This is a genomic window from Nosocomiicoccus massiliensis, from assembly GCF_002871345.2.
GTDB classification, from domain to species: domain Bacteria; phylum Bacillota; class Bacilli; order Staphylococcales; family Salinicoccaceae; genus Nosocomiicoccus; species Nosocomiicoccus ampullae_A.
The window spans coordinates 442,967-460,199 of sequence record NZ_CP136964.1 but is presented as its reverse complement, the minus strand read 5'-3'; the positions used below and the strand labels follow the sequence as shown (position 1 = coordinate 460,199).

The following is a 17,233-nucleotide window of genomic DNA, read 5'->3' as shown; positions in this document are numbered from 1 at the left end:
GCCTTTATTTCTTTTTAAATAAGTATGCTTTTGGTTCAGTTTTGTTTTTAATCCGCTTCATGTTTGGTATGTGTTTAAAGACGATAAGTATAAATAATATTCCTGATACGATTTTAAGTGCTAAGTTATTTGTAAACAACGATAGTATAAAGAGCATCGTTACGCCAGATACACTTGCAAGTGATACGTAGTGGAATACAGTTAAGACGATTAAAAAACAGAGTAAAATAATTAAAAAGATGAGAGGCGCAACGGCCATAATCACACCGGCACCAGTTGCGACAGCTTTTCCACCTTTAAACTTTAAAAATATAGAATATACATGGCCAAGTGCTGCACATAATCCAAATATAATGACCGGTATATCTACGTTCGCCCACATCGCTACATATACTGGAATTGCACCTTTTAAAAAGTCTAATATTAAGACGATAATCCCTGATTTCTTACCTAAAATTCTAAACGTATTCGTCGTACCGATATTACCGCTTCCGTGTTGTCTTATATCGACGTTATAAAACACTTTTCCGATAATGTAAGCAAACGGAATCGCGCCAAAAATATATGAAGCAATAAGTAAAACGATTGTTGATAATTCCATTTGACACCCTCATTTTTAATAGTAGGTAATAATATTTTAACACATCTCGCTCGTGTGTATATAATTATTAATGAAGCGTCTATAATAATGTTATGTAAACTTATAAAATATGTTAGAGGTTTTCAAATTGAGGGAAGTACTATAAAATATAAGAAGAGATTTTAATTCGAACGTATGTTTGTAGGAGGTACGCGGTTGGCACATTCAAATTACTCAGATGACTCAATTCAAATATTAGAAGGCCTAGATGCAGTTCGTAAACGTCCAGGTATGTATATTGGATATACAGACGCAAGAGGTCTTCATCATTTAGTATATGAGATTACAGATAACGCAGTAGATGAAATTATTAACGGCTATGGTAATAAAATAGAAATTACAATCAATAAAAATGGAAGTATTACTGTGAGTGATAACGGACGTGGATTACCGACAGGCATGCACCAAAGTGGTAAGTCGACGCCAGAAGTTATTTTTACTATCCTCCACGCTGGAGGTAAGTTTGGCTCTGGTGGATATAAAACGTCTGGAGGACTTCATGGTGTTGGTGCGTCCGTCGTAAACGCATTATCAGAATGGCTAGAACTTGAAATATGTAGAGACGGTAAACGATATAGTATGTCATTTAAAAACGGTGGAGAAGTTGACGAGCCGTTAAAAGAAATTGGCAATACGAATCAAACCGGAACGCGTGTTACGTTTAAGCCAGATCGTACGATTTTTAAAACGGGTACACAATTTAATTTCGAGACAATCGTTGATCGTATGAGAGAATCAGCATTTTTAGAAAAGAATCTAGAAGTGAGTATTACTGACTTAAATACAGATAAACATGAATTGTTTCATTACGAAGATGGCTTACTTTCTTTTATTAATTTCTTACATGAAGGTAAAGAAAACTTTGGTTCACCGATCGCGTTTTCTGGTAATCTAAACGGTATGCAAGCAGATGTTGCATTTCAATATAATGACCAGTACACAGAAACGGTCATGAGTTTTGTAAACAATGTCCGTACGAAAGACGGCGGTACGCACGAGGTTGGCTTTAAATCATCATTTACACGTATTTTTAATGATTTCGCGCGTAAAATTGGCGAATTAAAAGATAAAGACAAAAACCTCGAAGGTAACGATATTCGTGAAGGGCTAACAGCTGTCATTTCCGTTAAAATTCCTGAAGAGTTACTTCAGTTTGAAGGACAAACAAAAGGGAAGCTCGGTACACCTGAAGCGAGACAATTAATGGATCACGTTTTAAGTGAGAATTTACCATATATTTTAGAAGAGAACGGTGTTTTATCAGCTGAACTCGTTAAAAAAGCAATTAAAGCTAGACAAGTACGTGTCGCTGCACGTAAAGCACGTGAAGAGATGCGTAACGGTAAAAAATCGAAACGTCGTGACGTTTTACTATCTGGTAAGTTAACACCAGCTCAAAGCAAAAACAGAAAGAAAAACGAACTCTTTTTAGTAGAGGGGGACTCTGCAGGAGGTTCGGCGAAACTTGGACGCGATAGAAAATTCCAAGCGATTTTACCGTTAAGAGGTAAAGTGATCAATACAGAACGCGCACGTTTTGAAGATATCTTTAAAAATGAAGAAATAAATACGATTATCCATACGATCGGAGCAGGTGTCGGTAATGAGTTTGATATCGATCAAGTGAACTACGATAAAGTAATCATTATGACAGATGCAGATACGGATGGTGCACACATTCAAGTGCTACTTCTTACTTTCTTCTTTAATTATATGCGTCCACTTTTACATGCAGGTAAAGTGTATATCGCGTTACCTCCGTTATTTAAATTAGAGAAAAAACGTGGTAAAAAACAAGAGACTCGATATGTGTGGACAGAAGAGGAACTTGAAGAAATGAAAGAAGAACTTGGTGATAACGTTGAAATTCAGCGCTACAAAGGTCTCGGGGAAATGATGGCAGACCAGCTTTGGGAGACGACGATGGATCCAGAAAATCGTACACTCATTCAAGTTCTAATTGATGATGAGGCACTTTCGTTAAAACGAGTATCAACTTTAATGGGTGATAACGTTGAAATTAGACGTGACTGGATTGAAGAGAACGTCAGCTTTACGTTAGAAGATGACGCGTCAATACTCGATAGTGATCGTATTGACATTTTAGAGGACGGTGATAGTTATGCATAAACATATTCAACAATTAAAACTTGAAGACGTAATTGGTGACCGCTTTGGTCGATATAGTAAATACGTTATACAAGACCGTGCGATTCCAGATGTACGTGACGGATTAAAACCCGTACAGCGCCGTATTTTATATGCGATGTATAAAGACGGAAATACGTTTAACAAAGGATATCGTAAATCTGCGAAAACTGTCGGTAATGTAATTGGTAACTACCACCCACACGGTGAATCGAGTATATATGACGCGATGGTACGTTTAGGTCAAGACTGGAAGATGCGTGAAGAGCTCGTTCAAATCCACGGTAACAAAGGTTCAGTCGACGGAGACCCACCAGCAGCAATGCGCTATACTGAAGCGCGTCTGTCTGAATTATCAGGTGAGTTATTAAACGATATCGATAAAGATACTGTCGACTTTATGGATAACTTCGACGACACGGCAAAAGAACCGACAGTATTACCGTCAAAGTTTCCAAATATATTAGTGAATGGTTCAACTGGTATTTCAGCGGGTTACGCAACAGATATTCCACCGCATAATTTAGAGGAAGTCATTAACGCCACGCTAAAAGTCATCGATAAACCGACTGTAAAAACAAGTGAATTACTTGAAATTATGCAGGGACCTGATTTCCCAACAGGTGGGATTATTCAAGGTAAAAAAGAACTTCAAAAAGCATATGAAACAGGACAAGGTAGAATTGTCGTGCGTGCAAAAGTCGACGTTGAAACTAAACGTGGAGACAAAGTACATTTAGTCATTACAGAATTACCGTTTGAAGTAAATAAAGCAGCACTTGTTAAAAAGATCGATGAGATTATATTAGATAAAGAAGTCGATGGTATGTTAGAAGTGCGAGATGAAACAGACCGTGACGGTTTAAGAGTGATCATCGAATTACGTAAGGATTCAAATATCGATGCGATACTCAATTACTTATATAAAAAGACGAATTTACAAGTGTCGTATAACTTTAATATGGTCGCAATTAATAATCGCCGACCAAAACTACTAAGTTTAAAAGAGATATTAGAAGCATATATCGCACATCAAAAAGACGTCGTTTTACGTCGTTCTAAATATTTACTCGATGCAGCGTCAAAACGTATGCATATTATCGAAGGATTAATGCGTGCGTTATCGATACTCGACGAAGTTATTCGAATTATACGTGAATCAGAAAATAAAAAGAATGCGAAAGAAAACTTGATGAGCGCGTATGATTTTACTGAACGACAAGCAGAAGCAATCGTCATGCTTCAGTTATATCGATTAACTAATACGGATATCGTCGATTTAGAAAACGAACATGTCGATTTAGAATTCGAAATCAATATGTTAAAAGAAATAATAGATGATGAAAACACGCTTAAAAAAGTGATTAAAAAAGAGTTACGTGACGTGAGACAACAATTCAAATCAGAGCGCTTAACAGTCATCGAAGACAAGATACAATCACTTGAAGTCAATCGTGAGATGTTAATTCGAGAAGAGGATACAGTAATTACTGTGACACGTGACGGATACATTAAGCGTACAAGTCCGAGAAGTTTTGGAGCGAGTCCATTTGAAGAACTCGGTATGAAAGATGACGATGAGTTACTGTTCTTTAAAGAAGGACATACGCTAGAAACGTTACTCGTATTTACGAACCGAGGAAATTATATGGTAATCCCTGTCCATGAACTAGAAGAGATTCGTTGGAAAGACCACGGCGTACATTTATCAAGTAAATATAATATCGAAAGTAATGAGTATCCACTGTTTGCGTATGCGATTGAGTCGTTTGAGGAAGCGGCTTCTATCGTCATTACGACAAAACTTGGTCAAGTGAAGAAAACAACGTTAAAAGATCACGAAATGACACGTATCAATCGTGTGATTGCAGCAATCAACTTAAGTAAAGATGACGTGATCGTTAGCGTGGATGTTGTCACAGACAATACGAACATATTGTTATTAACTAAAAACGGTATTTCACTTATGTTTAATATCGATGAAGTATCAGAAACTGGTCTTCGAACAAAAGGTGTTAAAGGTATCTCGTTAAAAGAAGACGACAAAGTAGTATTAGGACAACTCGTAAAAGACAATGATTACTTGTTATCTGTGACGAATAGAGGAGCCGTGAAACGTACGAGTATCGACGTATTCGAACTCGGAAAACGTAGTCAAGTTGGTAAAATGTTATATAAAACAGTGAAGTCAAAACCGCATGAAGTAGTCCGTGCCACACTTTACAAAGGTAACTTTAAGATTTTCTTATTTAATGATGAGGAGCATGTAGATATTGAAGCAATGGATATTCGTTTATCCGACAAATACTCAAACGGATCCTTTGTGATTGACGAAGACAAATTTGGGGAGATAGAAACCGTAAACTTTTCTAAGTACTTAATACCTTAATCGTATTGTATTTTAGATGTAAGTTGTTAAAATAGAGATATGATAATGTAAAGGGGGAAAATTATCATGGCTGAAAACAAAAATGAAAAACAGTTTTCAAGACGTGACTTCCTGAAGACAACAGGTGTTGCTACTGGTGGTATTATCGGTGGTTCGTTACTTGGTGGACTCATTGGGTTCAACTTAGATGGCGGTAAATCTGATGCACCGACTGTCGGAGGAGGCGATTCTGGTGAAGGTGGCGGCCAATCGGCTGAATCACTTCCAATTAAAGATGCGAGAACATACTTCAGTCGTCAAGACGACTTTAAAAATCTTGCTGCAGCTGCAGATATTATTTATCCAGAAGATGATAATGGACCGGGTGCAACTGAACTCGGTGTACCATATTTCATCGATAGACAAATGTATGGTCATTACGGACACAACGCAACAGACTACCGTTTTGGACCATTTGAACCGATGCGTTCAGACACTCACGGACGTCAAGAGAGAATTACACGTGGTGAGATGATGATTATCGGCTTAAGAAAATTAACAGATGTCAGTCAAGAGGCACACGATAAAAAGTTCCATGAACTTGAAGAGAAACAAATGATTGATATTTTAAAACAATTTGAAGCGGGAGAAGTTGAAACGCCAGGTATGCGTTCAGAGGCATTCTTTGAATTATTAAGAAGCCTTGTAATCGAAGGTGTGTATTCTGACCCGGTTTACGGCGGAAATAGAGATATGGCAGGTTGGAAGATGATCGGTTACCCAGGACCTCGTATGGGATGGGAACACGATATTATGTCTGAAGAGTTCTTAGAACTCGAACCTGAAAGTTTAAGAGATTATCAAGGAGGAGGCGTAACTTATGGCTAAGAAATTAGATAAAGTCGACGTAGTAGTCGTAGGTACCGGCTGGGCTGGTGGAGTAGTAAGTGCTGAAATGGCGAAAGCTGGTAAAAAAGTAGTTACACTAGAGCGTGGTGGACACGCAAACCGACAAGACTATATCGGTGTAAAAGACGAGCTTCGTTTTGATAATCGTTTCCAAATCATGCAAAACTTAAAAGGTGACACAGTAACGTCACGTAACGAATTGGACGAAACAGCGTTACCTGTTCGTACGATGAAAGACTTCCAATTAGGAGTTAACGTCGGAGGAGCAAGTGTGCACTGGGCAGGTAGTACATATCGTTACTGGCCATATGACTTTGAAATTCGTAGTATGACTGAAGAGCGCTACGGTAAAGATAAAATTCCTGAAGAAATGTCGATTCAAGACTGGGGAATTACTTACGAAGAGCTTGAGCCATATTATGAAATGTGGGAGAAAACAGCAGGTATTGGTGGAGAACAAGATCCATTAGCTCCAGAACGTAAAATGGAATGGCCAAACCCACCGATGGAAGAAACTCCTCCATTAAAATTATTTAAAGATGCAGCGAGAGAACTCGGATTACATCCGTTCCAAATGGCATCAGGAAACATGTCTCAAAACTATGAAAACCCTGATGGAGAAAAAATGAACGCTTGTATGTACTGTTCATTCTGTACACGTGCAGGCTGTGACTTCAGTGCAAAATCTGACCCACTCGCAACTGTTATTCCAACTGCTTTAAAACACGATAACTTTGAATTACGTACAAACTCTCTTGCTCGTAGAGTACTGTACAACAAAGATTCTAAAAAAGCAGAAGGTATTCTATATACAGACTTAGTAACTGGTGAAGAATATGAGCAACCAGCAGACGTTGTTGTACTTGCAGCATTTGCGATTTCTAACAACCGTCTACTTATGCTTTCAGATATCGGTGAACAGTACGATCCAAAAACTCGTAAAGGTGTAATTGGACGTAACTTCAACGGTCAATACAACTCTTCATTTAACGGTGCAAGAGGATTCTTCGACGATAAGAAGTTTAACTTATACATGGGTGCAGGAGCACTTGGTGCATGCTTAAACGACTATCAAGCGGATAACTTTGACCACACTGATTTAGACTTCATCGGTGGTGGATGTATCGAATTACGTCAATACGGATTCGGTGCGATCGCTAGTGGACAAAACATTAAAGGCGATACACCAACTTGGGGTAAAGAGTTTAAAGAAGAGTCACTAAAATATGCATACAGTATGCTACATGTTTGGTATTCTGCGTGTACTTTATCTTACTACCACAACTACACGGATTTAGATCCAACATATAAAGATGAGTTCGGTGACCCATTATTACGTGTAACGTATAAATTTGGTGACAACGAACGTAACATCGCGAAGTTCGGTGTAGAAAGATGTCATGAAATCTTAGAAGCGATGGGTGCAGACCACATCGAAGATGACCAAGTACCAGAAGAATTTGACCACAAATATCAAGGTGGACACTACACAGGTGGAGTAATCATGGGTGAATCAAGTGAGAACTCAGCAGTCAACAACTACCTACAAATGTGGGACGTTGATAACCTATTCGTAGTCGGTGGATCAGCATTCCCTCAATTCGGAGGACACCACCCAACACCAACAATCGGTGCACTCGCATACCGTGCGTCAGAAGGTATTCTAAAATACTTAGACGACGGTGGTGGACAATTAGTAAAAGACAAAGAAGCGGCGAACGCATAATATAAAATTTAATTCGCACACCCTCTAATGTTAGATGAAATTCTAGTTTTAGGGGGTTTTTCTTCTTAAATAAAAATCATTTGTATAGACAAAGTGAAATAAAAAGCTTATTATATAAGTAACAGAACCCACCACGCCTCTTAACAATGCGTACCATGGTGGGACTTTTTTTATATCTTGATAAGGGGGACCTTATGGTAAACGGTGATAATATGCATATTAAACAACCAAAAACATATGAGGAACAAATCGATTTATTAAAAAAACGTGGACTTATTATAGAAGATGAATCATATGCTATAGATATACTTAGTAAAATTAATTATTATCGTTTTAGCGCCTATACTTTAACTTTAAAGAGTAATGATATATTTTATGAAGATGCTTCATTTAATCATATATATAAATTGTATGAATTTGATAGAAAGTTACGTTTAGAATTACTATCATTATTGGAGAAAATTGAAGTTTCCTTTCGTACTAAAATCTCCTACTATTTGGCCCATAAATATGGTTCAACATCATATCTAGATGAATCTAACTTTAAAAATTTAGACTATTTCAACGATATGAGAACTCAAATTAATCATGAAGTACATAGAAGTAAAGAACTATTTATTATTCATCATAAAGAAAAATATAAATCCATATTTCCAATTTGGGTTGTAATTGAAGTCACTTCATTCAGTTTACTTTCAAAAATATACTCGAACTTACATGATAATGATCAAGATGGAATTGCAATTACTTTTAACAACAACCGTTTTTATATTAGAAACTGGTTATATGCTTTATCTACTTTAAGAAATATCTGTGCGCACTTTGGTAGACTATATAAGAGACATTTACCTATTCATTTTAAACTATCAAAAGCGGATCGAAAGAAAATAAAATATGGCAATACTACTTTTGCAGCTATTTATGTGATTTGTAAAATTTTAAATGATAAAGTTTTAACGAAAATACTATTAACAAATATCTCAGAACTTTTTAATGAGTATGAAGAAGTGGATATTACTCAATTAGGTTTTCCTGAAAACTGGACAAATATTTTAGAAACCATATAAAAGTATCGAATTAAATTAGGTTTAATAAATTTATTTATTACGGTGCTTAAAATTATGAGCTTTTAGTGATTTAGGTATTTATCTAACAAAAAAAGTGCGATTTTGTTAGATATCTGCGGATAATTAACAAATTTTAGTTTTTCGACCTGGTTTTTGTTAGATATATCAGGATAATTAACAAATTTTGTTTTTTTCAACTCCTTTTTGTTAGATATATCCAGATATCTAACATTTTGTGAGCTATTTTGTTAAATAACTCCCAGTTCGTACAGAAGGTGCGTTATTATGCTTAGGTGATTTTCACGGTGCGATGGCAGATGGTGAAATTTGTGGTACAGGCGTTGAAATTGCTGGTTCTGCCGTTTTAAAAGTTGAAGTGATTAAAGATAATGAGATCGAACATCCAATCGTCAAATATGATGAAGGACTTTCGTTTATCGTTTCAAAAGATACGCTCGATGAGTCGATGAAAGAAGCGACAAAACAAGCGGTTCATTACTTAGCTAAAAATACTGACTTAGAATTAGACGAAGCTGGGATGTTACTAAGCGCAGTCGGTCAAGCACAAATCAGTCAAGTCGTCGATCCACTCATGACAACACGGTTTTTAATCCCACAATTTGTATTAGATACGTATGACTTAAATTTCTATTAAGATAAAGAACTCAAGGCACTTCTCACTATAAAGAGAAGTGTCTTTTTGTGCTATCATTATAATTAATAGTGTTTCAGTAGAGGTGAGTAGAATGGGGAAGTTTTTAGATTTTTTCTTTTCTAAGAGAAGCCGTGAGGATAGAATCCGTGATGGTGTTTTATCGCTGAGAGAAAAACTCGAGCAGGATTATCGTGAAGATGGATACGATAAGATTCCGTATATTGCGTCTGAAGGTGATGCGCATGATCTGTTAAAGCAAATTAAATTGTCTAACACGTTATTGCCGCATAAATCGTATATGACGTTCATTAATGATAACGAGTTAGTGTTCGGTCACGTCGTCATGCTTTGGTGGATTAAGAATGTGAATCGTAAACGTACACCGAAGTTCTTCTCACAAGAGTATGGTTTAAATTATAAAGAAGAATTCGAATGGCTGAAGAAAAATGGTTATGTAGATGAAAATACGTTGACGTCAAAAGGAGAAGAGCTTTTAACTTGTCATCCTGACATTATTGAACATCATCAGGAGAAGTTTAGGTAAGAAAGCTAGCTGATAATCCGGATATTTAACAAAAATTTTCGGAATATGTTAGATATCTCAGGATAATGAACATATTTTGATTGTTCGAGCTGATTTTTGTTAGATATATCATTTTATCTAACAAAAAAGCGTCGAAATAACTAAAAAGTGTTAAATATAATTTTTTATCTAACAAAATTTCATAGAAACAGCACAAAAGTGTTAAATAACGGTACTAATCCAGTACATCAAAACTAAAATCATAAAATATAGAACAATATCAAGCACTTCTCACTAATAGAGAAGTGTTTTTTTACCGGTTGTACCGATATTTTTACCACTTACGAATTTTTTAACTGTAATTTTAAATATAATTGTATACTGAATTTAGCGAGAGAGGGAGGGGTCGAAAGTGAAGGTTAATCTTATTATCGATAGTAGTTTAGATGAAGGTGAAGTGCAAGTGCACGCACAAAATGCTACTGTTGGCGCACGAGTGTTGTCGTACGTCGACCATTTTACGAAAGACAAGGAAAATATCACTGTGAAATCTAATGATGAATTTACCGTCATTAAAAAGATGGATATCGTTTGTGCGGAAGTCCATAACAAAATTCTGACGATTTATACGAGTAAAGAATCTATACAAACGTATAAAAGTCTCACGATGTTTTTAGATGAATTGAACTCGAATACGTTTATGCAAGTATCTAAGTCAGAGCTATTGAACATACAGAAGATTAAAAAAGTCGAACCGTCTTTTTCTGGGAATTTAATTGCAGTCATGTCGAACGGACAAAAGGTCAATATTTCAAGACGATTTGTATCAATTTTAAAAGAAAGGTTGGGGATTTAAATGTTAGGAAATGCTTTAAAGTTTATGGTTCAATCTGTACTAATCGGAAGCTTTATCTATTTAGTTTCACTTATGATTTTAGAACCTTCTAAGGAGATTATGTCAGTATGGATTGCCTCTTCACTTATCGGACTCGCAACGTGTGCACATTTAACTAAGATGCCACCATCTCTTGCTGGACTCATACAAATTGTTGTTGGTACTGTTGCTTTTACTACTGTTGCGATCATGAACGGCTGGATCTCAGCAACTCTGACTGATATATCTTTCTATGCCGCTTCAATCGTTGTCATTATTCTAATCGTCCAAAGTATATTTATTATTATGGCAATACGTGATAGTAAAGAAATTAACAAAAAATTAAATGATAAATAATATGCCTAGAGAACTTTTATATTGAAGGTGTTTCACGTTATACTAAATACTATACAAATATAACTAGGATGGTGCTTATGGGACTGAAAATTAATCATTTGACGAAAAAATTCGGTGATTTTACTGCTGTAGATGATTTAAATTTTAATGTTCATGACGGTGAAATGTACGGTTTACTTGGTGGAAACGGTGCAGGTAAGACGACGACGTTTCGTATGATCTTAAATATATTAAAACCAACGAGTGGTTCTGTGACGTTTAACGATAAAAAAATCGATTATAACTTTACAGACTACATTGGATATTTGCCTGAAGAGCGTGGATTACATCCAAAACTAACTGTTGAAGAGCAAGTGATGTATCTTGCGCAACTTAAAAATATGTCTAAACAAGACGCAAAAAAGCAATTAGAATATTGGCTAGAGCGCTTTAAAGTATCTGAAAACATGAAGAAAAAAATTGGAGCGTTATCTAAAGGGAACCAGCAAAAGATTCAACTCATTGCGAGTATTATCCATAATCCAAAGTTACTCATACTCGACGAGCCGTTTTCTGGATTAGACCCTGTTAACGTAGAATTATTAAAAGAAGCGGTCAAAGAGTTAAACAAAAATGGTGCGACGATTATTTTTAGTACACATCGTATGGAACACGTCGAAGAGCTATGTGAATCGATTTGTATTTTAAAACGTGGTACACAAGTCGCAGAAGGTTCAATTCAGTCTATTAATGATGACTTTAAGCAAAAAACGATATTCATTCGTGGAACGCATGACGTATCGTTCTTAAAAGATCATCCGGGTGTTTTATCTTACAACAAAAAGAATGATTTAGTAACACTAAAAATTGAAGATGAAACATTCGCTCAACCGATTTACGATCGCGTAACACCACTTGGTTATTTTAGTGAGTTTAGCGTAAAAGATCCGACGTTAAACGAAATATTTATAAGTAAAGTGGGTGAGCACGATGAATAAATTTTTAGCGACGTTATTGTCGACGTATATACAAAAAATTAAAGCGAAATCGTTTATAATTACGACGCTATTACTCGTTCTGTTCGTATTTGCAGGTATGAACTTCGACAAAATTTTAAATCTATTTGATAGTGAAGATGAAAAAACAGTAATAACGATAGAAGCGACAGAAGAAGATAAAAAAGTCGTTACGGATGTTATTACGTCGTTCGACGATACGATTCTAATAGAGCCAGATGCTAAAAACGTATTACAAATCGATTCTGAAGAGCTACCAATCAAAGCAACGCTAACTTCTGACGGCGAATTATCTAACGATAACCGTCAAGCGATAGAGTTTGCTCTTGATGAGTTAAATAAAATCTACGTGACAAATGCGATTGATATCTCTGAAGAGGATTTAGCGTTACTTGATTCACGTGTAGATTTAACTGTCAAAAGTAGTGACTCTGACGGTGAAGGGGAAGTAGAAGAAGGCGGATTTTTCGAAAGTGAGAACTTACTGAATTTAGTTATTATTTATGCCGTCATTATGCTTATGTTCTTTATCATCATTGGATATGCGAGTCAAATCGCAACGGAAATTGCTCAAGAAAAATCATCACGAGTCATTGAAATGATCGTATCAAGTATATCTCCAACGCAGCACGTATTAGCGAAAGTAAGTGCGATTATACTCGTATCTTTCACACAGATATTGATTGTGATTGGTCTAGGGCTAATTGCATTTAAAACGTCTTCTTTACAAGAGACGTTATCAGAATTTGAATTAGTTTCAAATGAACACACTGTACCAATTATTGTTTACTCTGTTGTATTTTTAGTGCTCGGATTATTACTATATTTAATATTTGCAGCATTACTTGGATCGTTTATATCGCGTATGGAAGACTTACAGCAAGGACTCATGCCACTCACATTTATTTCAATCGGTGGATTTTATATCGGTCTATTTAACATCATGAATAGTGATGGAACTTTACTCAAGATAAGTAGTTATGTCCCATTCTTTACACCGTATACAATGCCAGTACGACTTCTTAACTTAGATACACCGATGAGTGTAATATATATCGGTATCGCAATTCTCGCTATTTCAATCATATTATTGCTGTTCTTAACGACGACAGTGTACAAGCGAAACGTGTTAATGAATGATTCTAATATGTTAAAATCGATTAAAAAATTGAAAAATATGTAAAATAAATGCCGATGGGATATCCCATCGGCATTTTACTTAGTTAAATAAGTTTTTAATGGATTCAAATAGTGATCTAAAGAATGATTTAATAGACTCGATGAGCCCTTGTCCTTCTTCACTTTCAGCGAAGTCTTTAATATCGTTACCTAAGTTTTTCGCTTTATCTTTTGCGTCTTTAAAAGCATCACTATCTTTAATTTGGTTAAGTAAGTTTTTAGAACTTTCTAAGATTTTTGTTGCAGATTCTTCATTGAAAAATCCTGAGTTTTTAATTTGGATAATAATGTTAATGATTTGAGTTTTTTGTTCTTCAGTCACGATGCCATCGAGTCCGTTGTCTTTAATTTTTTCATCGACAATTTGACGGATGTCGTCTTCTGTGAGGTTTGCACCGTTGTTAATTTGGTTAATGATTGTAATTTTGATTTCGGTAATTGCTTTGTTTAATTGTGCTTCACTAAAGCCGTCTTTACCTTCGTTTTCAGACGTGATGTCTGAGATTGTGTTTAATTCATCTTGAGCGTTTTTCGTATATTCAGGATTTAAACTATCCCCTTGGACTTCATACGCTTTATAAATTCCTGTTAACGCTGATTCTCCTGTAACGTCGTGTGGTGCAGCGATTACGACATCTGCATTAGTCACACCTGCTGTAATCAATGCGTTTTGATAAGTTTGTGGACTAATTTGAGTGATTTTACCGTACGTTTCGTCGATATCAATTTTTAGTCCGCCAGAATTCTTCTCCATAATGCGAATACTAGAGAATAAAATACTGTCGTCATATCGATAGTTAATATATTTTTCAGTGTCGTTACCATATACGTAATCGACGATGTCATCATCTTTAGTTCCTAATAATTTTGCTATTTGCTCTTGTTGAGGTGAATCTTTAAGACCAGCACCATAAATTGTGACGCTTTCTTTCCATGCGCTTGCAGCGAGAGCTGGTGTTGCGAGTGTAATCGTTAATAAAAGCGATGCGATTACTGCTATCCACTTTTTCATATATAAACATACCTCTCTTACTTCTAAATTTGTTTTAAGGATACTATATTCATTGTCGTTATACAAAAGATAAGGTATTTACGCTTCGTAAAAATATGTTATTCTAATATAGAACATATGTTCGTATTAGGAGGTAGCGTATGTACAATTATCATTTATGTCCAAAGAGAGATATATTTTGTATCGATCAGAAAAGTTTCTTTGCGAGTGTATCTTGTATTATGAATGGATGGGATCCGAATACGACGTACCTCGCGGTCGTTGGTGATGTTGATTCGATGGGGTCTGTCGTATTAGCAGCAACACCAAAGATGAAAGAACTCGGTATTAAAACAGGATCGAGACATTTTGAAATACCAAAAGGCGAACATATTAAAGTTATTAATCCTTCGATGAAAACCTATTTAACGTATTCAAAGCGTATTACAGAAATTGCTTTACAATACGTTGCACCTGAAGATTTTCATCAATATTCGATTGACGAATTTTTTATGGATGTGACAGATAGTTATCATTTATTTGCTGAAACACCGTATGCGTTAGCTGAAATGTTAAAAGCACATATTTATAGAGAAACGAAAATTGACTGTGCGATTGGGATTGGAGATAACGTGTTGTTAAGTAAAGTATCTTTAGATATTGAAGCAAAGAAAATGCCGAGCGGTATTACAGAGTGGCGCTATCATGACATTCCTGCAAAACTGTGGCCGATTACACCGTTAAGAGATTTTTTTGGTATTAATAAACGTTCAGAAAAGAAATTGAATCAGCGGGGTATATTTACTGTTAAAGACTTAGCACTTTATCCGGTAGAATATTTAAAAAGAGATTTTGGCGTGATTGGAATCGACTGGCATATGCACGCAAACGGTATTGATTTTAGTAAATTAAGTGAAAAATACAATGCGAAAAGCCCGACAATCGCAAAAAGTCAAATACTAATGAGAGATTATCAATTTCACGAATTATATGTCGTCTTACTCGAGCACGTGGATGAGGTCATCCATCGACTTCGTTTAATGAATAAGCGCGCACGAACGATACATTTTCAAGTGTCGACAAAATTCGGGAAATCGTACGGGAAACAATTTACAATTGATGAAGGGACACATGACGAAAACGAAGTGATGTTTGGTATTTGGATGCGACTGACAAAAATTGCTGATACAGACGCACTGTATCGTACGATTAGTGTTAGCTTAACGAATTTAATTCGTAATGATTATATACAAGGTAATTTATTTAAAGATAATGAAAAAGAGTATAAACGAGATCAACTGTTAAAGACAATCGACGAATTAAAAGTGAAATACGGAACACTTAGTGTGATGCGTGCGTTAAGTATGACAGAAGCCTCGACGTTAAAACTAAGAGAAGGGTTAATTGCGGGTCATAAACGCTAAAAAAGCTATATAAATTATGCTATAATGATAGATTGATATTAAGTTATGCAGAAAATGGTATGAATAGAATACTATAGTAAAAAAATGCTATACTTTAACCGATGAAACGAGTATACGATAAAGGATTGAAACGCATGGAGTTTGTAGAACTTACACAAGAAGAATTTGGACAATATACGAAAGAAAACTTTAGTCATTTTACACAGACGTTAGATAACTATCGTTTAAAGCAAGATGAAGGCACAGAGAGTTATCTCGTCGGTTTAAAACATGATGGTGAAGTAAAAGCAGCGTGTTTAGTTACGCTCGGTCGTGTAATGAAATTCTTTAACTTTGCTTATACGAACCGTGGTCCAGTGTTAGATTACAGTGACGAAAAAATCGTTAAAGCATTTTTTAGAGGTCTAGAATCATTTTTAAAAAATAAAAAAGTCGTGTATCTTCGTGTAGATCCATATGTCGTACTAAATATACGTGATCACGACGGAAATATTCTAGAAGAAAAAGATAGTCATCAATTATTTGATACGTTTAAAAATCTCGGGTATGACCATGACGGATTTACAGTTGGCTTTAGCCCAGACACTCAAATTAGATGGCATTCAACATTAGATTTAAAAGATAAGACTGAAAAAGAAATATTTAATGACTTTGATCAACTACGTAAACGTAATATTAAAAAAGCTGAAAAAGATGGAATTAAAGTTAAATATCTCGATTTAGATGACATCGATATATTTACTGACTTTATGGAAGATACAAGTGAGATGAAAGAATTCTTTGACCGTGGACCGAAGTTTTACAAGTCACGTAAACAATATTTCGGTGACAACGTTATGATTCCACTCGCGTATGTTGATTTAAACGAGTATGTGGATACGTTACAGTCTGACGTCCAAAAAATGCAAAGAGATTTAAACAAAGCAGAAAAACAGTTAGAACGTCATCCAGATAATAAGAAAGCACAAAACAAAGTAAAGAACTTTAAAGAACAACTTGCTAACATTGAAAAGAAATTAGAGGAAGGTCTAAAACTTCGTGAAACTCACGGTGAAGAGTTGCCGGTTGCAGCGAGTTATTATATCAATACACCACATGAAGTTGCATATTTAGCTGGAGGTACTGCAAATGAATTTAGACATTTTGCAGGAAGCTATAGTATCCAATGGGAAATGATTAAATACGCTATAGAACATGGCGTAGATATATATAATTTCTACGGAATTAGTGGGAAGTTTACAGAAGATGCTGAAGACTATGGTGTTATTCAATTTAAAAAAGGGTTTAATGCAACGGTCAATGAATATATTGGAGATTTTGTAAAGCCAATCAATAAAACATTAGATAAGTTATATCACCTGTTAAAAAGATAAGGAA

14 protein-coding genes and 1 pseudogene are annotated in these 17,233 nt (G+C 35.5%); 13 read left to right on the top strand and 2 right to left on the bottom strand.

Features of this window, described 5'->3' with window-relative positions:
• Positions 1-4 precede the first annotated feature (4 nt).
• On the bottom strand, positions 5-601 hold the full coding sequence (plsY, locus tag CJ229_RS02360) for a glycerol-3-phosphate 1-O-acyltransferase PlsY (RefSeq protein ID WP_070456666.1): 597 nt from the start codon (positions 599-601) through the stop codon (positions 5-7).
• 195 nt (positions 602-796) lie between these two features.
• On the opposite strand from plsY, the gene parE reads away from it, so the two are divergent.
• From parE to CJ229_RS02305, 11 genes and pseudogenes are all read left to right on the top strand, one after another.
• Positions 797-2,770 carry a DNA topoisomerase IV subunit B gene (parE, locus tag CJ229_RS02355; RefSeq protein ID WP_419181879.1) on the top strand — a complete coding sequence of 658 codons (1,974 nt, stop codon included), beginning with the start codon at positions 797-799 and terminating at the stop codon, positions 2,768-2,770.
• Positions 2,763-5,177 carry a DNA topoisomerase IV subunit A gene (gene parC / locus CJ229_RS02350; protein WP_102167502.1) on the top strand — a complete coding sequence of 805 codons (2,415 nt, stop codon included), beginning with the start codon at positions 2,763-2,765 and terminating at the stop codon, positions 5,175-5,177. The genes parE and parC overlap by 8 nt, the downstream gene beginning before the upstream one ends.
• 66 nt (positions 5,178-5,243) lie before the next feature.
• The gene (locus CJ229_RS02345) at positions 5,244-6,044 is read left to right on the top strand and encodes a gluconate 2-dehydrogenase subunit 3 family protein (RefSeq protein ID WP_070456658.1); all 801 of its coding nucleotides are present in this window, start codon (positions 5,244-5,246) and stop codon (positions 6,042-6,044) included.
• Positions 6,037-7,791: a GMC family oxidoreductase gene (locus CJ229_RS02340; protein WP_070709906.1), complete on the top strand. Its 1,755-nt coding sequence runs from the start codon at positions 6,037-6,039 to the stop codon at positions 7,789-7,791. Before CJ229_RS02345 ends, CJ229_RS02340 begins: the two co-directional genes overlap by 8 nt.
• 194 nt (positions 7,792-7,985) lie before the next feature.
• Positions 7,986-8,858 (top strand): Abi family protein, encoded by an 873-nt coding sequence (locus CJ229_RS02335; RefSeq protein WP_180953406.1) that lies wholly within the window; start codon positions 7,986-7,988, stop codon positions 8,856-8,858.
• Positions 8,859-9,126: 268 nt separating this feature from the next.
• A pseudogene (locus CJ229_RS02330) lies at positions 9,127-9,513 on the top strand (acetamidase/formamidase family protein); the annotation flags it as partial.
• A gap of 91 nt (positions 9,514-9,604) precedes the next feature.
• Complete coding sequence (locus tag CJ229_RS02325; protein ID WP_102167505.1) at positions 9,605-10,057, top strand: hypothetical protein; 453 nt, start codon at positions 9,605-9,607, stop codon at positions 10,055-10,057.
• A 391-nt stretch (positions 10,058-10,448) separates the two neighbouring features.
• The gene (locus CJ229_RS02320) at positions 10,449-10,892 is read left to right on the top strand and encodes a LytTR family DNA-binding domain-containing protein (protein WP_102167506.1); all 444 of its coding nucleotides are present in this window, start codon (positions 10,449-10,451) and stop codon (positions 10,890-10,892) included.
• The gene (locus CJ229_RS02315; protein WP_102167507.1) at positions 10,893-11,267 is read left to right on the top strand and encodes a DUF3021 family protein; all 375 of its coding nucleotides are present in this window, start codon (positions 10,893-10,895) and stop codon (positions 11,265-11,267) included.
• 77 nt (positions 11,268-11,344) lie between these two features.
• Complete coding sequence (locus tag CJ229_RS02310) at positions 11,345-12,244, top strand: ABC transporter ATP-binding protein (protein WP_102167508.1); 900 nt, start codon at positions 11,345-11,347, stop codon at positions 12,242-12,244.
• A complete protein-coding gene (locus CJ229_RS02305; protein ID WP_102167509.1) occupies positions 12,237-13,445 on the top strand; it encodes an ABC transporter permease in 1,209 nt (402 codons plus the stop codon). The genes CJ229_RS02310 and CJ229_RS02305 overlap by 8 nt, the downstream gene beginning before the upstream one ends.
• A 36-nt stretch (positions 13,446-13,481) precedes the next feature.
• Here the strand turns inward: CJ229_RS02305 and CJ229_RS02300 are convergent, their stop codons facing one another.
• Positions 13,482-14,453: a DUF1002 domain-containing protein gene (locus CJ229_RS02300; RefSeq protein ID WP_102167510.1), complete on the bottom strand. Its 972-nt coding sequence runs from the start codon at positions 14,451-14,453 to the stop codon at positions 13,482-13,484.
• A gap of 140 nt (positions 14,454-14,593) precedes the next feature.
• On the opposite strand from CJ229_RS02300, the gene CJ229_RS02295 reads away from it, so the two are divergent.
• Together CJ229_RS02295 and CJ229_RS02290 are read left to right on the top strand one after the other, a co-directional pair.
• Positions 14,594-15,856, top strand: a complete 1,263-nt coding sequence (locus CJ229_RS02295) for a Y-family DNA polymerase (RefSeq protein ID WP_070456634.1) — start codon at positions 14,594-14,596, stop codon at positions 15,854-15,856.
• A 134-nt stretch (positions 15,857-15,990) separates the two neighbouring features.
• Positions 15,991-17,229, top strand: coding sequence for an aminoacyltransferase (locus CJ229_RS02290; protein ID WP_102167511.1), 1,239 nt, complete (start codon positions 15,991-15,993; stop codon positions 17,227-17,229).
• The last annotated feature ends 4 nt before the right edge of the window (positions 17,230-17,233 follow it).